The following is a 15,969-nucleotide window of genomic DNA, read 5'->3' on the forward strand; positions in this document are numbered from 1 at the left end:
GCCGCGGCCGCCGCGGCCCGGCGCGCCTTCGAGGCCGAGCTGCGCGCCGACGGCGTGCCCGACGACGCGATCGCCGCCGCCGTCGCCGCCAACCGCCTGGCGCTCGTGCCCGTCGAGCGCGTCCTGCAGGGGACGCCGACGCTGCGCACGACGGACCTCGTCGCCCGCACCGGCGTGGACCCCGAGCTGCTCGAGCGGGTGCTGCAGGCCGCGGGCGTCGCGGTCCCGTCGCACGGCGACGCCGCGTGGGAGGAGCGCGACCTCGCCCTGCCCGCGCTGGTGGCCGCCCTCGCGGGCCTCGGGATCGACGAGGAGGCCGTCGTCGAGCTGGCGCGCACCCTCGGCGAGTCGGCCGCGCGCATCGGCGCCGCGGCGATCATCGGGCTGGGCTCCGGCCTGACGCGGCCCGGCGACACGGAGCAGGAGCTCGGCGCGCGCCTGGCCGCCGCGACCCACCCGGTCAACGCGCACCTCGCCGACGCCGTCGGGCTGCTGATCCGCGCCCAGACCATCGACCAGCTGACCGCCGTGGAGCTCGACGGCGAGCAGATCGCCGACGGCCGGATCGCGGGCGCCACGCCGGTCTCGATCGCGTTCGCCGACGTCGTCGGCTTCACCCGCATGGGCGAGCAGCTCGGGGCCCAGCGCCTGCGCGACGTCGCCGCGCGGCTGGGCGAGCTCGGGGCCGAGGTCTCCACCGACGGCGTGCGCGTCGTCAAGACGATCGGCGACGCCGTGATGCTCGCCGGGCCGCGACCCGGCCCGGTGGTCGCGGCGATGCTCGCGCTGCAGGAGCGGGTCGCCGCCGAGGACTTCCCGCGGATCCGCGCCGGGGTCGCCACCGGCGACGCCGTCCCGCGCGCCGGCGACTGGTTCGGCCCGCCCGTCAACCGCGCCGCCCGCGTCTGCGCGGCCGCGCGCCCGGAGAGCGTGCTGGTCGACGACGGCACCCGCGAGCGGCTGGCCGACGAGGCCGCGCTGGAGTGGACCGGCGTCGGCCGCGTGCACCTGAAGGGCATGGGCCGGGTGCGACTGCACCGCGTCCGGCGGGCCGGGCGGTAGCCTGCGCCCGCGATGCCCGCCCGCCTCACGCGCACCACCGCCGCCGCGCTGTCCACCCTCGCCCTCACGGTCGCCGTCGCCGCCCCCGCCGGTGCCGCGATGCCGTCGACCTCCGGCATCGGCTCCCGTGCCGGCGTCGTCGTCGTCGACCTCGGGACCGGGAAGACCCTCCTCAGCCGCGCCGGCAGCAGCCGCCGGATCCCCGCGTCGGTCACGAAGCTCTTCACGTTCGGGTCGGCCCTGCGGCTGCTCGGCCCCGAGTGGACGCCGCGGACCCGCGTCGTCGCCACCGGTCGGGCGTCGGGCGACACCTGGGTCGGGGACCTCCACCTCGTCGGCGGTGGCGACCCGACGCTCTCGACCGCGGCCTTGCGCGGGCTCGCCGGCCGGACGGTGCAGGCGCTCGGTGTCGAGCGGCTCGACGGACGCCTCCGCGTCGACGCGACGACGTTCGACGACTGGCAGGGCGGGCGGCGGACGGGCCGGTCCGCCGACGGAGACATGGGCGGCCGGATCGGCGCCATCAGCGTCGACCGCGGGGCCCGTACCACCGCGCCCGCCGTCCGCGCCGGGTCGCTCTTCCGCACCGCGCTGAAGACCGCGGGCCTGACGGTCGGCGGCACCGTGGTCCAGGACCGCACCGCGGCGCCGGAGACGGCGGCCACCGTCGCCACGCAGGTCGGGCCGACCCTCGCGCAGCTCGCGGCGGCCACCCTCGGCCCGTCGGACAACTACATCGCCGAGACGATCCTCAAGGACCTGAGCTCCCGCGACGGGCTCGAGGCCGCGTGCCGGGTCCGCGCCTCGCTGCCGCCGATCGCGCCGGAGACCCTCGTCGCCGAGCCGCCCGCCGCCGCGGCCTGCCACACCGAGGCGTTCGCCGCCCCGTCGTCCACGACCGCGACGGGCAGCCGGCTCTTGCGCACGACCCTCCGGGGCCTGCTCGGCTCGACGCCGCACATCGTCGACGGCTCGGGGCTCACGCGTGACAACCGGGTGTCCCCCACCACCGTCGTCCGCCTGCTCCAGAAGCTCGACGAGGACCCGAACATCGGCCCGGTGCTGCGATCGGCGCTGCCGCAGGCCGGGCGCACGGGGACGCTCGCCGGCCGCATGCGCGGCACCGCCGCGGTCGGCCGCTGCGCCGCGAAGACCGGGACGATCAACGGCGTCTCCGGCCTGGCCGGCTACTGCACCACGAAGTCGGGCCGCGACGTCGCGTTCGCGATCCTCCAGAACGGCGGCAACGTCTCCTCGGCGCGCGCGTTCCAGGACCGCTTCGTCGCCCGGTTGGCCCAGGTCGGCTGACCACCGGAGGGGACCCGGCCCCGACCCGAGCGACGCGGAGCCCGAACGCGTCGGTGGCCGACGGGGCTCGGGCCACCCGGAGGGAACCGGGCCCCGATCCGAGCGACGCGGAGCCCGGCGCGTCGATCGTCGACGAGGCTCGGGCCGTGCCGAGGGGCCGGAGAACGACGACGGGCGAGCCTTGCGACTCGCCCGCCACCATCGACTACACCACCCCTACTTACTTACACATCCCAGGACCTCGTGTCGAGCCTGGGCAGACTGACACTCGTGGCCCTCAGGCAGTCCGCCGCAAGCGGCGCGTTACCGAGGTGGGCACCGAAGCCCTCACCACGTAGGCGGTGTGACGACCCATCCACCGTAGCACTCCTCAGGCCTCCTGCGCCTCGGCTGCGGGCTCCTCCGCGTCCTCGTCCTCGGCCGGCGCGATCACGCTGCGCCCCTCCGCCAGCAGCCGCTTCAGCCCGTCCTCGTCGAGGACCGGGACGCCCAGCCGCTCGGCCTTCTCGAGCTTGGTCCCGGCCGCGTCGCCAGCGACGACCACGCCGGTCTTCTTCGACACCGACGACGTCACGCGGGCGCCGACCGCGAGCAGCCGCTGGGTGGCGTCCTCGCGGGTCAGGGTCGGGAGCGTGCCGGTCAGGACGACGGTCAGGCCCTCGAGCAGGTCGGCGTCCTCCGGGTCGTCCTCGCCCTGGGGTACCTCGAGCTGCAGCCCGGCCTCCTGCAGCCGCCGGAAGACCGTCACGACGGCCTCGTCGGCGAGGCGCTCGGCGATGATCCGGGCCATCTTCTCGCCGACGCCGGGGGTCGCCGCCAGCTGCTCCGGCGTCGCGGCCAGCAGCGCGTCGATCGTGCGGAAGCGCGCCGCGAGGTTGCGGCCGGTGATCTCGCCGACCTCCTCGATGCCCACGCCGAAGAGGACCCGGGCGAACGGCCGCTCCTTCGACGCCGCGATCGCCCCGATCACGCGGTTGGCGGAGATCTCGCCGTAGCCCTCGAGCTCGAGCAGCTGCTCGGCGGTCAGCGCGTAGAGGTCGGCCGCGTTGGTCACCAGGCCCTTCTCCAGCAGCTGGCCGACCTGCTTCTCGCCCAGCCCCTCGATGTCCATCGCCTGCCGGCCGACGTAGTGGCGCAGCAGCTGCCACTGCTGGCCCGGGCAGCCGCCACGGTTCGGGCAGCGCGTGAAGACCGAGTCCTCCGGCTTCTCCGTCGGCGTGCCGCAGCGCGGGCACGTCGCCGGCGGCGCGGGCTTCGGCCCGCGGTCGTCGCGCTCGGCCTCGTGCGGCGCCGGGGAGATCACCTGCGGGATCACGTCGCCGGCGCGCAGGACGATCACCCGGTCGCCGGGCCGGACGTCCTTGCGCTCGAGGTCCTCCTCGTTGTGCAGCGTCGCCTGCGAGACCGTCACGCCCGAGACGTTGACGGGCTCGAGCACCGCGTAGGGGTGCAGGTCGCCGAACTTGCCGACGCTCCAGATGACGTCCTTGAGCAGCGTCGTGGCGGTCCGCGGCGGGAACTTCCACGCGATCGCCCAGCGCGGGTCCCGCCCGACGGAGCCCAGGCGGCGCTGGAGCTCGAAGTCGTCGACCTTCAGCACCACGCCGTCGATCTCGAACGCCAGGCGGTCGCGGCGCTCGCCCCACGCCAGGCAGGTCTTCACCGCGTCGTCGACGGTGCCCTGGACGGAGACCTCGTCGTTGACCGGGAACCCGCGGTCCTTGAGCCACTGGAGCGTCGCACGGTGGCCGTCGACGCCGAGGACCTCGCCGACACTGGCCGAGGTGCCGTCGGCCCCGCCGCGGCCGGCGGTCTCCGCCTCGGCCGCGTCCCCCGCCCGGGCGGCCACGACGCCGACGCCGTAGGCCCAGAACGACAACGGCCGCTGCCGCGCCTGCTTGGGATCCAGCTGGCGGATCGCGCCGGCCGCGGAGTTGCGGGGGTTCATGAACGTCGACTCGCCGGCGGCGGCGCGCTTCTCGTTGACCTTGCGGAAGTCCTCGAGCTTGATGTAGATCTCGCCGCGGACCTCGAGGACCGCCGGCGCGTCGGCGATGTGCAGCGGCACGTCGGGGATCGTCCGCACGTTGTGGGTGACGTCCTCGCCGACCTCGCCGTCGCCGCGGGTGGCCGCGCGGACGAGCACGCCGTCCTCGTAGCGGAGGCTCATCGCCAGGCCGTCGACCTTCGGCTCGACCACGTAGCGGAACGCCGGGTCCGTGATGCCCTCGCGCGCCAGGTGCGTGGTCATGCGGTCGACCCAGGCCTGGAGCTCCTCGCCGCTGCGGGCGTTGGCCAGCGACAGCATCGGCTGCTCGTGGCGGACCTTGACGAGCTTCTCCATCGGTGCCCCGCCGACCCGCTGCGTGGGAGAGTCCGGGAGCGCGAGCTCGGGGTGCTCGCGCTCGAGCGTCTCGAGCTCCGTGAACAGCGCGTCGTACTCCTCGTCCCCGATCTCGGGGTCGTCCTGCTCGTAGTAGCGGCGGCGGTGGTGCTCGACCACCTCACGGAGCTCCGCCGCACGGGCGGCGGGGTCCGGGGCGGGCTTCTCGGCGTCTGCGGGCGGGGGCACCATCTCGGGGCGAGGATACCCGCGGCAGGGGGCCCGGACCCGCGACGCACGGGACGGGGCCCGCACGATCTCCCTCAGTCGTCGAGCAGGTCCCCGATGCGGTCCAGCAGGCCCTCGAAGCCGTGGCCCGCCAGCGGGGCGATCGCGGACTCGCGCGTGAGGTCCAGGTGCAGCGGCGTGATCGACACGTGGCCCGCCGCGACCGCCGCCAGGTCGGTGCCGGGCGTGGGCTCGAAGCCGTGGTCGGTGCCGTAGAGCCAGAAGCTGCGGCTGCCGTCGGGGTGGGTCTCCACCGGCTGCAGCTCGTCGCGGTAGTGCCGCTGGCCGAGCCGGGTGACCTCGACGGCCAGGGGCGAGCAGCCGCTGTCGCTCTGCGGCACGTTGACGTTCAGGATCGTGCGGCGCGGGAGCGGCAGCTGGCCGTCGCGACGGCTGACCCGCTCGACCTCGGCGACGATCCGCGCGGCGATCTCGGCGGCCACCCCGAAGTCCCACGTGTGCTCGCGGCGCAGCGACCAGTCGCCGTGGGGCGAGGACATCGAGATCGCGACGCCCGGGATGTCGTGGACGACCGCCTCGAGCGCCGCGGCGACGGTGCCGGAGTAGGTGACGTCCTCCCCCATGTTCGCGCCGTGGTTGATCCCGGACACGACGAGGTCGGGCGTCCAGCCGTCGATCACGCCGTGCGCGGCCAGGCGCACGCAGTCCGTCGGCGTGCCGTCCGTCGCGATCCCCGTGCCGCCGTCCTCGAACGTCTCGTCGTGGACCCGGAGCGGGCGGCGGACGGTGATCGACCGCGCCATCGCCGAGCGGTTGCCGTCGGGCGCCACCACGCGCAGGTCGATGCCCTCGAGCTCCAGCAGCGACCGGCGCAGCGCCAGGAGGCCCTCCGCGTGGATGCCGTCGTCGTTGGTGAGGAGGACGCGCGTGGTCATGCTCCTCCAGCCTAGTCCCGCGGTCGCGAGACGGGACTCGGCGGCGAAGCAGACCCACCCCGCCGGTCTCAAGGATCACGAGAATTCCCCAGTTGCGATCAGGAGGGCCCGGCCGAACCAATCAGGTCGACGAGCTCCCGCGGGCGACGCGTCGGGGTCTGCGCGTTGGTGGTACCCGCCCGTGCGCGGCCGGCGAGATGGGGCAGCGAGCCTTTCAGCGTGCGCAGTGAGGCGTCACGGACGCCGAGCGTCGCGGCGATCCACGGCCTCAGGCGTGCGCATGCTCTGCGTCTCCAACGCGCGGGGAGCGATCATGAGGTCGCAGGCCGCATCGAAGACGCCGTCCACCGGCGGGTGGTGCCGGTCGTGAGTCAGCCACGTGCATACGCTCGCCATCGCCCCAGCGTCCCGCTCCCGGCCTTCAGGGGCCATGGTCGGTCCCTGCCATCTCGTCGGACGATGGGTGCAACCGGCCATGTCCCCGAGCGCCAGGGTCATCGACGCTTCAACGATGGCCCGCCCCACCGATGCGCCCCCGGACGCGCTGTTGATGACCGCCGGTGCTCGGAACGTTTCGCCGGTCGGCGCCGCACTCATCGGCCGCGCGGTCGGCGACGCGGTCGACATCGCACTGCCCGGTGGGCGGAGGCTGCGCCGGCTGCTCGCCCCGCTGCACCGCCTGGCGCACGCGATGGGAACGATCGATCCGCGCTACCCCGACCCGGACCTCCGGGCGCGTATCGCGCCGGATGACCGCGACGTCGAGCAGCTCCTCGAAGCGTTCGAGTCGATGCTCGACCGCTTTCGCGTCGAGCGGCTGGAAAGTGACCGCCGCACCGCCGCCGCCCAGGAAGCGGAACGTCGCAACGTCGCGGGCGAGATCCACGACGAGCTCGGCCAGACCCTCACCGCGCTGGCCCTCCAGCTGGATCGCGCGGAGATGCATCCCCAACACCGTGAGCTCGCGCAACGCACCGTCGCGCGAGCACTCGGCGACATGCACGGCGTCGCACGACGGCTACGCCCTGTGGGGCTGGACGACCTCGGTCTGTTGAACGCCATGATCGCGCTGTGCCTTCGCGTGGAGGAAGAGAGCGGCAACGCCATCCACCGCGACCTGCGACCGCCGATCCCGGCCCTGGACGGCGATGTGGAGCTGGCGATCTACCGGATCGCCCAAGAAGCACTGACCAACGCCATCCGCCACGCGCACGCTGACACGATCACCGTCTCCCTCGGCGTCGACGACGAACACCTCGTGCTGACCGTCGCCGACGACGGCCGAGGGTTCGTGCACCCGCCCGACCCCTACGGCGGCCTCTCCGGGATGCGCGAACGCGCGCGCCTGATCCAGGCCACGTTCACCATGACGTCCGAGACGCGCCTCGGCACGATCGTCCGCTGCTCGATCCCCTTGGAGGACCCGCCGTCATGACCACTCCCCTCTGCACCCGCATCATGCTCGCCGACGACCACGCTCTGGTCCGCAGCGGCATCCGTCTGATCCTCGACAGCGAACCCGACCTCCACGTCGTCGAAGAGGCCGGGGACGGCATCCAGGCCGTGGAGATCGCGCTGCGCGGCACCGTCGATCTCACGATCCTCGACGTCTCGATGCCCGGCCGCACCGGCCTGCAGGTCGCCCGCGAACTCACGCGCCAACGCCCGGAGATTCGATCCTGCTGCTCTCGATGCACGAGAACGAGCAGTACCACTTCGAGGCGCTGAAGGCCGGGGCCGCCGGGTACGTCCTGAAGTCCGCCGCCAACCGGGACCTCGTCGACGCCTGCCGCGGCGCGATGCTCGGTCGGCCGTTCCTCTACCCGAAGGCGCTGCAGGCCCTGACGAAGGAGCTCCTCGACGACGCCCGCGCCGGCGGATCGCTTCCCCGCGACGTCCTGACCGCTCGCGAACAGGAGGTCGCCAAGCAGATCGCTGAAGGCCTCACCACCGACGAGATCGCCATCCGCCTGGTCATCAGCCCCCACACCGTCGAACGCCATCGCTCGAACGCTCTCGAGAAGCTCGGCCTCCGCAACCGCGTCGAACTCGCGCGCTACGCCATCCGCCGAGGACTCGTCGCACCATGACCACCCCCTACAGACTGCAGAACGACTCGCGGCGCTCGCGGCGGCCCGTTCTCCGCAGGCCCCAAGCGACTCGATCACTGAACCACGATCAGTCGAGGACCCGGCCCAGCGCCTCGTTCGCATCCGTCTCAGCAGACTGAACGATGCCACGAACACGGGGAACGAACGATCGAATGGACCGTCTGACGCAGATCGTTGACGACCACCCTGTCATGCCCGGCCGGGCAGGGCCGTCTCGATCAGTGCGTCGACGTCCGTGCCGGCGAGGCTGTCGATCAGCGCACGGACGACGGGCGCCGGCGGCCCGGCGGACGCGACGATCAGCGCGATCGTCGGTTCGATCATCGGGTCCGTTATCGGCCTTGCGCTGGTCCCCGACGGCAGGTGTTCCCCGAGGAGCCACGTATGCCCGATCACCGTCGACCATCCTCGACGAACGAATCCGAGGAGCAATGCGAACGAGTCGGCCTGCACCCGCGGAGAGACAACGACGTCGGCAGCTCGAAGAGCCTCCTCGAGGATCGCGCGATGCTGCATCTCCGGGGTCAGCAGACACAGCGGCCGCGCACCGACCGATCTCCACGACACCTCGGCGGCGCCGCCCTTCTCCTGGTCGGCGGTGCTCACCAACACGAAGCGCTCGCGGTATAGCGGCTGGACGTTGAGGGCCGGATTTCGGACGTCGTCGTACACCAAGGCCGCGTCGAGCTCGTGGCGGAGCACCTCGCCGACGAGGACATCCGAGGGCGCTGTACGGATCGACACGCGAACGCCAGGATGGGCATCCAGCAGCGGGCCCACGAGCGTCGGAGCGGCGGCCACCCCGGTGGGCACCGTTCCCAGTCGCAACGTCGCGTTGAGCTGGCCTCGCAGGCGCGTGGCCTCCGCCGCGATGCCGCCGACGGAGTTGACGGTCTGGCGCGCGCGATCGACCAGGGCCTCGCCCGCATCGGTCAACCCGATCATCCCCCCTCCTCCGCGCTCGATCAGCCGGACCCCCAGCTCCGATTCGAGTTTGCGGATCGCCATCGACAGCGCCGGCTGCGACACGCTGCACGCCGCGGCAGCGCGCCCGAAGTGACGTTCGGTGGACAGCGCCACGAAGAACCTCAGATGCCGCACATTCATCGACCGATCACCTCTGTGTATCGCTTGGTCACTAGTTGATATTGGATTCTTCGCGTGCCCGTCGACAAGCTCCCTCGCCGCGATGCACTGCCTGCCTGTTGCCCCCCGCCTGCTCCCCTACGCCCGAATGGGCGTCGGGGTGTTCTGTAGCGCCATCCTCGTCGCCGCCCTCGGCAAGGCGCTCGACATGCCGTTGCTGATCGCCCCGTTCCTCGCGACCGCGGCGCTCAAGCACAGCGCTCCGCACCTGCCGGGCGTCGCCCCGCGTCGCGTCATCGGGGGGCACTTCGTCGGCGCCTCCACCGGCGTCGTGGTCGGCGCGCTGCTCGGCGGTGGCGGCCTCTCCGTCGCGATCGCCGCATCGGCGGCAGCGGTGGCGATGATGGTCCTCGACGTGCTGCACGCCCCCGCCGTCGCCACGGCCTCGGTGGCGATCCAGAACCACGGAGACCACTGGTTCCCGATCACCGTCGTACTCATCGGCGCGGCGACCCTCGTGGCGACGACCGTCGTGCTCTCGCCGCTGCTTCACGGGCATCGCTATCCCGTGCCTCGCCCCTCTCGAGCCGACGACCGGCTCGTGACCGTCAGCGACGCTGCCATGCTGGGCAGCGATCGCGCAACGCCGATGCGCCGCCTGCTGCGTCGACCGGCCGTCCGATGACGGTCTGGAACGTGGTCCAGACCGCGGGTCCGTGGCTGTGGATGGGCATGGTCTTCGCGATCTCGTTCCTCGAGGCGCCGCTGAAGTTCCAGGCTCCCGGCATCACGGTCGAGCTCGGAGTCGGCATCGGGCGCCTCGTCTTCCGCGCACTCAACCGGATGGAACTCGCGTTCGCCGTCGCGATCGGCGTGGCACTCCTGGCGGGCGGTGAGTCCTCGACGGGCGCCTGGATCGCCTGGGCGTTCGCGGCCGCCGCGCTCGCCACCAAGTGGCTGCTGCGTCGCGCGATGGACCGCCGGACCAGGGTCGTCTCGCATTCGCGTCCCTCGCCGTCCCGCGGCCTCCACGTCCTCTACGCGCTTGCGGAGGTCGTGACCGTCCTAGCCCTCGGGACCTTCGCCGTCCTGAGTCTCAACCTGCTCATTCGGTGACGTGGTTCGCCTCCCACGTCGAGGACGGCACGCTTGACGGGATCGACCACCCCGTCTGATCGACGTCCACACGAGGGTGGCCGAGCGCAGGTCGAGCGCCTGAGACCCCGCTCCGCCAACGCGACCGTGCTCGCCGACGACTTCACATATATCGGGACCCGATACAATCTTCATGGGATGAGATCGCACGATGCACTGCCGCCGGGCCACGGGCCGGACCCCGCGCGGGCCGGCGACTTCTCGATCACTCCGCGAACGATCGGCATCACCGCTCTGGCGGCCGTCGCCGGCGTCCTCGTCGCCCTGGTGGCGCTCGCGTTGGTGCACCTGATCGGCCTGATCACGCACCTCGTCTACACGGGTCACGTGGCGACCACGATCGAGCAGCCCGATACCGCTCCGCTTGGCATGTGGAGTGCACTGGTCCCGGTCGCCGGCGGCCTGGTCGTCGGCGCGATGGCCCGCTTCGGATCCGAACGAATCCGGGGGCACGGGATCCCCGAGGCGATGGAGACGGTCCTCTTGCGGGGGAGCCGCATGGAGCCGCGGATCGCGGTGCTGAAGCCCCTCTCCAGTGCGGTGTCGATCGGAACCGGCGGGCCGTTCGGGGCGGAAGGGCCGATCATCGTCACCGGCGGCGCGATCGGCAGCATCCTCGGACAGTTCCTGCACCTCACCGGCGCCGAGCGTCGCTGCCTCCTGGCGGCCGGCGCCGCGGGCGGGATGACCGCCATCTTCGGCACGCCCGTCGCGGCAGTCCTGCTCGCCGTGGAGCTGTTGCTCTTCGAATGGCGCCCGCGGTCGCTGATCCCGGTGTCGGCGGCAGCGCTGAGCGCCCTGGGACTGCGCGGGATGATGGCCGATCGCGGACTGCTGCCCGTCGCCCCGCTGTTTCCTGCGTCGCTGCACGTCGACTCGGCCACGTCGATGATCCCTGCCGCGCTCTTGGTCGGTCTGTGCTGCGGAGCTCTGGCGTGGCTGATGACCACCGCGATCTACCGAGCAGAAGACTCGTTCGCCCGGCTCCCGATCCATTGGGCGTGGTGGCCCGCGATCGGGGGCCTGGTGGTCGGCATCGGTGGCCTGATCGATCCTCGCGTCCTGGGCGTGGGATACGGAGTGATCGACGACGAGCTCACCGGGAAGCTCGCGGTGGGCGCGCTGCTCAGCGTGCTCGTCGTCAAGCTCGTCGTGTGGGCCGTCGCGCTGGGCTCCAACACCAGCGGCGGCGTCCTCGCCCCGCTGTTGATGCTCGGAGCCGCGCTGGGGGGCTTGCTGGGATCGGTGGTCCCTGGAGGCGATCCGGCGACCTGGGCGATCCTCGGCATGACCGCTGCGTTCGGCGGGGTGATGCGTGCACCGCTGACCGGCATCGTGTTCGCACTCGAGACCACCGGTGCGCTCCCCCTGCTGCCGGCGTTGCTGGCAACCACGATCACGGCATACGCGGTCAGCGTCTTCGCGCTTCCTCGCTCGATCCTCACCGAGAAGATCGCCAGGCGCGGCCACCAGGTCAGCTGTGAGTACGAGCTGGATCCGATGCTCGCCCTCTGCGTCCGGGACGTCATGACCACGAAGCCCGAGACGGTGCGGCCCGAGGTCCCCGTCGGGCGCCTGATGGCGTCGCTGGATGCCGACGCGACGGTACGACGGCAACGGCTCTTCCCGATCGTCTCCGACGATGATGTCTTCGTCGGCGTGGTCTCCGTGTCGGACCTTCGACGCGCCGCGATCGAGGACCCGGCTCTGCGCATCGGAGAACTGCGTCGAACACCGTTGGTCGCGCACCCCACGGACACGCTTCGGCGGGCCGCGGACCTGATGATCTCCACCGGGCACGGTGTCCTGCCCGTCGTCCAGGCCGACGACCCGACGCGACTCGCCGGCCTCCTCACGCAGTTCCAGCTCGTGGCCGGTCACGAACGCCAGATCGTCGAGGAACGGCGGCGCGAACGCCCGCTCCTGCCTCCCCGGCGGCGCCGGGCCGACGCGCCGCCGCAGACGACGGCACCCTAGGACGTCGATGCCGGAACCCGTGCCCGAGATCTCCGATGACGACTACCGGCGAGTGCTGGCGTTTCGTACCGAGCTTCGCCGCTTCGTACGCTGGAGCGAAGACACCGCGCGCGCGTCCGGGATGACGCCGGCAGTCCACCAGCTGCTGTTGGCCGTCCGGGGCCTCTCCGGGGACCAAGGCCCCACGATCGGTGACGTCGCAGACGTCCTGCTGACCCGCCACCACAGCACGGTCGAACTCGCAGGCCGTGCAGCGGACCAGGGCCTGATCATCCGCACTCGCGGCGACCGCGATCACCGCGAGGTTCGCCTCGAACTCACCACCCTCGGCGCCACCAACCTGGCAGACATCACCCGGCAACATCTCGCGAAGATCGCCACGGTCGCAGGCGCCCTCGAGCAGGTCGCACGACCGAGCCACGAACGCTGACCGACCACCGCCGCCGTGCACCCCGCCGTGGGTGCCCGGCTCGCTGCGCTGGATCACGAGGGCGGTTTGGCCTTCTTGAAACGCCTCCCGTGCATCAGCGCCGCTTCCCGGCGAGCCACAACCGGCACGATCCCGGTGCGGCGAACGGGAGCAGCTCGACGTCGTCCGGGTCGCCGCCGTGGCGGGCCATCGTGCCGCGCGTCAGGCCGAGATGGACTGCGCAGACGACGTCCGGGTGCCTGCTCGCCGCGTCGAGCAGAGGGCAGCGGCGAAGCTCGACCGTCGAAGCGTCCACGTCGGCGACGGGATCGAACCCCAGCTCGGCGAACAGTTCCACCACCCGGCGTCGCCGCGATTCCTCGTCGTCGCCGGGAGGCGCATCGGGGATCGACAGATCGCTGGCCCACTGCTCGCCGGCGGCGCGGCCGTCCGCGGCAGGGTCGGCACTGATGCGGGCCAGTTGCGCCGCGAGGACCGACGTCAACGCCGCGTACTCGCGCACGCGAGGGTCGGGCTCGCTGCGCGCCGCCGCTTCGTACATCGTCGGCGGCCGGCCCCGCCCCGAAGCCGCTCCACGCGTTCGCGTCGCGAGGTCGCGCCCGATCAGCGCCTCGAGATGCTCGCGAACCGTGTTTTCGTGCAGTCCCGTCGCAGACGCCAACTCCGCCGTGCTCGCCGGTCCGCCGTGACGTTGCAGGACCTCCAGGACGCGTGCGCGCGGGACCGTCAATGACGACGTGCCGGCCGCACTCCGAGCCGGCGACGGGCCCATTCGCAGATCACTCGTCACGACCGGAGCGTAGACCACGCCCCCGCCCCCACACCCGAGTTCCACGAACCGGTGCCCGGGCGTCGCCGGACGCCGAAGTCGGCCGGCAGAAGGCACCAAGAGATCTCCGACCGTATTATCACGGTGAGTTCCGTGTTTATTCAGCGTGCTCGCCCGGAGCACCGAAAGGACCAAGCCTCGTGCTCACCAAACGCTCCGCCGTCGTCGTCGCCGCCACCGCTCCTGTTGTTGCCGAGCACGCCGACGCGATCACGAAGTGCTTCTACCCCAAGCTCTTCGCGGCTGACCCCGAGTTGCTGCGCGTCTTCAACACCGCTCATCAGGCCACCGGCGAGCAGCCCAAGGCCCTGGCGGCGTCGGTCGTCGCCTACGCCGTTCACCTCCTGGACCCGGAAGCTCGAGACCTCCGGCCGATGCTCGACCGCATCGCCCACCGGCACGTGAGCCTCGGGATCCGGCCCGATCAGTACCCGATCGTCGGGCGATACCTCCTCGAGGCCGTCGCCGAAGTCCTCGGGGAGGCTGTCACTGCGGAGGTCGCCGCCGCCTGGGACGAGGTCTACTGGCTGTTTGCGCTGGAGCTCATCACCGCCGAGACCCGCCTCTACGCCCAGGCCGACGCCGACCCTGGGAGTCCCTGGATGCGGTGGGTCGTCACCGAGCGCATCGACGAGACCGACGACGTCATGACCCTGCGCCTGGTGCCCGAGGACGGCAGCGCACCGCGCCCGGTGAAGGCCGGGCAGTACCTCTCGGTGGCCGTCGATCTGCCGACTGGTGGGCGCCAGGCCCGCCAGTACTCGGTCTCCTCCGCCGACACCGACGCGTTGCAGATCACGATCAAGCGCATCGATCCCGACGGCGACGCTCCCGCCGGCTGCGTCTCCAGCCACCTGCACAGGCACACCCGCGCCGATTCGGTGCTCGAGCTTGGACCCGTCGCCGGAGACGTGACCCTGCTCCCCGGCGACGGCCCCGTAGCCCTGATCAGCGCTGGCATCGGCATCACGCCGATCCTCGCGATGCTCGAATCGCTGGCCGACGAAGCAACCGACCGACGCATCGTCGTAGCCCACGCCGACCGCAATCCCGCCACGCACGCGCTGCGCGCGGCACACGCCAAAGCCGCACGGCGCCTGTCCAACGCGACCCTGCACACGTGGTACGAGCAGGACCGCGACGACGACGCCCTACCTGGGCGCATGGACCTGGGGGACGTCGAGATCGATCCGGGGTCGATCGCCTATATCTGCGGCCCGTTGCCTTTCATGCGTGGGGTGCGACTGCAGCTCCTGCGGGCGGGAGTCCAGTCCGAGCGCATCTTCTACGAGGTCTTCGGCCCGGACGTGTGGGCCGGCGACGAAGACACGACGGTCGCCACGCACGCCGTCTCGTAGAACCGTGTGGCGGCGCATGGCCCGAAGGCCGAGCCGGGGGAACGATGGCGTGAACCGCCACGCCCTCCGGGCAGGCTCGATCGTCCCTAGGCCTGGTGATCTGCTCGGCCGGGGCGGCGTGGTGTTCTCACGGGCTCGGATGAGTCGGCGTACGTTGAGGAGATGAAGACCTGGGATATCAACGCGCTCGAAGGATTTCCCGGGCCTCCGCGCGTCCTGTCGACAACGGACGAGACCCGGGCGATCGTGCTTGGTCTCGACGAGGACCAGGTGATGGCCGAGCATCAGGTGCACGAACGGGCGTGGATCGTCGTGATCTCCGGTCACGTGCGGGTCACCGACGACGCGGGCACACGCGTCGATGCGTCCTCGGGCTTCACGTTCGAGCTCGAGCCCAACGAACGCCACTCGGTGCTCGCGACGACCGACGCACGACTGTTGCTGCTGCTGGCCCCGTGGCCCGGGGCCGGCCACCCCAGAGAAGCGACGCGGATGACGCGTTCACCGGCCCAGCGGGACGTTCCCTTGCGCGCCGGACCGCTCCCTCGAGAGTCTCGGGGACCGGTTGATGCACGTGTCTCCGGTCTCACACCCGCACAGAAGGCCGAAGACCGCTGGGCCACCGACGGGGGACGCCTCCTGCAGCGCGGCGGCGAGCATCCCCGCACCACGCCCTGAGCATCGGAGATCGCCGGCACCGGGCAGGTCGAGCGCAACGCGGGGGCCGGCGCCGCCTTTGGGCCGTGCTCGACAGGACGGCCCCTCACCTGGTGCTGCGGGACCCACTCGGACCTGCGGAGCTCCTCGACGAGCAGGTCATGCGGGCTGCGTGCTGTCGAGTGGCAGGACGGCCGAGACGCAGATCGCGAGCGCGGTCGCAGCCCTGTGCTGCATCGTCGAGGGCGCGCCGCACGACGCGCAGGACGCCGTCGATCTCGTGATCGCTCGGGATCCCCGGACCGCGGTCGGAGATGTGCTCCGGCGTCTGGCGCACGGAGGCGAGGGTGGCACCGAGCACGTCAAGCGTCGCGGCGAGGCACTCGGGCGCATCGTGGTGGCCCATCGCTCCTGCCTCGAGGCGCTTGTGCCGGCCGCCATCAGGTCGTAGGCGCTCTCGAGGAGCATGTCGGGCGGTGCGCCGCCGAC

Annotated in this window: 14 protein-coding genes and 1 pseudogene; 11 read left to right on the forward strand and 4 right to left on the reverse strand. The window is 72.0% G+C overall.

Features of this window, described 5'->3' with window-relative positions; translation table 11 throughout:
- Together AB0L40_RS01175 and AB0L40_RS01180 are read left to right on the forward strand one after the other, a co-directional pair.
- On the forward strand, positions 1 to 1,062 hold a 1,062-nt coding region (locus AB0L40_RS01175), incomplete at its 5' end, for an adenylate/guanylate cyclase domain-containing protein (protein WP_364347921.1).
- A 12-nt stretch (positions 1,063 to 1,074) separates the two neighbouring features.
- Positions 1,075 to 2,370 (forward strand): D-alanyl-D-alanine carboxypeptidase, encoded by a 1,296-nt coding sequence (locus tag AB0L40_RS01180; protein WP_364347923.1) that lies wholly within the window; start codon positions 1,075 to 1,077, stop codon positions 2,368 to 2,370.
- A 370-nt stretch (positions 2,371 to 2,740) separates the two neighbouring features.
- Here AB0L40_RS01180 and ligA read toward each other — a convergent pair whose 3' ends face one another.
- Both ligA and surE read right to left on the reverse strand, forming a co-directional pair.
- Positions 2,741 to 4,945: an NAD-dependent DNA ligase LigA gene (gene ligA / locus AB0L40_RS01185; protein WP_364347925.1), complete on the reverse strand. Its 2,205-nt coding sequence runs from the start codon at positions 4,943 to 4,945 to the stop codon at positions 2,741 to 2,743.
- Between the two features lie 71 nt (positions 4,946 to 5,016).
- Entirely contained in the window at positions 5,017 to 5,877 is an 861-nt protein-coding gene (surE, locus tag AB0L40_RS01190) for a 5'/3'-nucleotidase SurE (RefSeq protein WP_364347928.1), read from the reverse strand.
- A gap of 511 nt (positions 5,878 to 6,388) precedes the next feature.
- On the opposite strand from surE, the gene AB0L40_RS01195 reads away from it, so the two are divergent.
- A complete protein-coding gene (locus tag AB0L40_RS01195; RefSeq protein WP_364347931.1) occupies positions 6,389 to 7,312 on the forward strand; it encodes a sensor histidine kinase in 924 nt (307 codons plus the stop codon).
- Positions 7,309 to 7,967 (forward strand): annotated as a pseudogene (locus AB0L40_RS01200) (response regulator transcription factor). Before AB0L40_RS01195 ends, AB0L40_RS01200 begins: the two are co-directional and overlap by 4 nt.
- A 210-nt stretch (positions 7,968 to 8,177) precedes the next feature.
- Here the strand turns inward: AB0L40_RS01200 and AB0L40_RS01205 are convergent.
- Complete coding sequence (locus tag AB0L40_RS01205; RefSeq protein ID WP_364347934.1) at positions 8,178 to 9,095, reverse strand: LysR family transcriptional regulator; 918 nt, start codon at positions 9,093 to 9,095, stop codon at positions 8,178 to 8,180.
- A gap of 139 nt (positions 9,096 to 9,234) precedes the next feature.
- Between AB0L40_RS01205 and AB0L40_RS01210 the strand changes: the two genes are divergently transcribed.
- The 4 genes from AB0L40_RS01210 to AB0L40_RS01225 all read left to right on the forward strand — a co-directional run bounded on the left by AB0L40_RS01210 (position 9,235) and on the right by AB0L40_RS01225 (position 12,636).
- Positions 9,235 to 9,759 carry an HPP family protein gene (locus AB0L40_RS01210; RefSeq protein ID WP_364347937.1) on the forward strand — a complete coding sequence of 175 codons (525 nt, stop codon included), beginning with the start codon at positions 9,235 to 9,237 and terminating at the stop codon, positions 9,757 to 9,759.
- Positions 9,760 to 9,770: 11 nt separating this feature from the next.
- Positions 9,771 to 10,190 (forward strand): hypothetical protein, encoded by a 420-nt coding sequence (locus AB0L40_RS01215; RefSeq protein ID WP_364347940.1) that lies wholly within the window; start codon positions 9,771 to 9,773, stop codon positions 10,188 to 10,190.
- Between the two features lie 177 nt (positions 10,191 to 10,367).
- Positions 10,368 to 12,206, forward strand: coding sequence for a chloride channel protein (locus AB0L40_RS01220; RefSeq protein ID WP_364347943.1), 1,839 nt, complete (start codon positions 10,368 to 10,370; stop codon positions 12,204 to 12,206).
- 19 nt (positions 12,207 to 12,225) lie between these two features.
- Complete coding sequence (locus AB0L40_RS01225) at positions 12,226 to 12,636, forward strand: helix-turn-helix domain-containing protein (RefSeq protein ID WP_364347946.1); 411 nt, start codon at positions 12,226 to 12,228, stop codon at positions 12,634 to 12,636.
- 94 nt (positions 12,637 to 12,730) lie between these two features.
- On the opposite strand, the gene AB0L40_RS01230 is transcribed toward AB0L40_RS01225, so the two are convergent.
- On the reverse strand, positions 12,731 to 13,426 hold the full coding sequence (locus tag AB0L40_RS01230) for a helix-turn-helix domain-containing protein (RefSeq protein WP_364347949.1): 696 nt from the start codon (positions 13,424 to 13,426) through the stop codon (positions 12,731 to 12,733).
- Between the two features lie 179 nt (positions 13,427 to 13,605).
- On the opposite strand from AB0L40_RS01230, the gene AB0L40_RS01235 reads away from it, so the two are divergent.
- From AB0L40_RS01235 to AB0L40_RS01245, 3 genes are all read left to right on the forward strand, one after another.
- A complete protein-coding gene (locus AB0L40_RS01235; RefSeq protein WP_364347952.1) occupies positions 13,606 to 14,823 on the forward strand; it encodes a globin domain-containing protein in 1,218 nt (405 codons plus the stop codon).
- A gap of 162 nt (positions 14,824 to 14,985) precedes the next feature.
- A complete protein-coding gene (locus AB0L40_RS01240; RefSeq protein WP_364347955.1) occupies positions 14,986 to 15,501 on the forward strand; it encodes a cupin domain-containing protein in 516 nt (171 codons plus the stop codon).
- A 151-nt stretch (positions 15,502 to 15,652) separates the two neighbouring features.
- Complete coding sequence (locus tag AB0L40_RS01245) at positions 15,653 to 15,931, forward strand: hypothetical protein (RefSeq protein ID WP_364347958.1); 279 nt, start codon at positions 15,653 to 15,655, stop codon at positions 15,929 to 15,931.
- Positions 15,932 to 15,969: the final 38 nt, after the last annotated feature.

Source organism: Patulibacter sp. NPDC049589 (assembly GCF_040675535.1).
Classification (GTDB): Bacteria; Actinomycetota; Thermoleophilia; order Solirubrobacterales; family Solirubrobacteraceae; genus Patulibacter.

What these genes read in the sequence shown, in the direction of transcription:
- AB0L40_RS01205 (WP_364347934.1), bottom strand. Translation starts at nt 9,095, where the DNA reads ATGAATGTGCGGCATCTGAGGTTCTTCGTGGCGCTGTCCACCGAACGT.
- ligA (WP_364347925.1), bottom strand. Translation starts at nt 4,945, where the DNA reads ATGGTGCCCCCGCCCGCAGACGCCGAGAAGCCCGCCCCGGACCCCGCC.
- AB0L40_RS01220 (WP_364347943.1), top strand. Translation starts at nt 10,368, where the DNA reads ATGAGATCGCACGATGCACTGCCGCCGGGCCACGGGCCGGACCCCGCG.
- AB0L40_RS01180 (WP_364347923.1), top strand. Translation starts at nt 1,075, where the DNA reads ATGCCCGCCCGCCTCACGCGCACCACCGCCGCCGCGCTGTCCACCCTC.
- surE (WP_364347928.1), bottom strand. Translation starts at nt 5,877, where the DNA reads ATGACCACGCGCGTCCTCCTCACCAACGACGACGGCATCCACGCGGAG.
- AB0L40_RS01195 (WP_364347931.1), top strand. Translation starts at nt 6,389, where the DNA reads ATGGCCCGCCCCACCGATGCGCCCCCGGACGCGCTGTTGATGACCGCC.
- AB0L40_RS01240 (WP_364347955.1), top strand. Translation starts at nt 14,986, where the DNA reads ATGAAGACCTGGGATATCAACGCGCTCGAAGGATTTCCCGGGCCTCCG.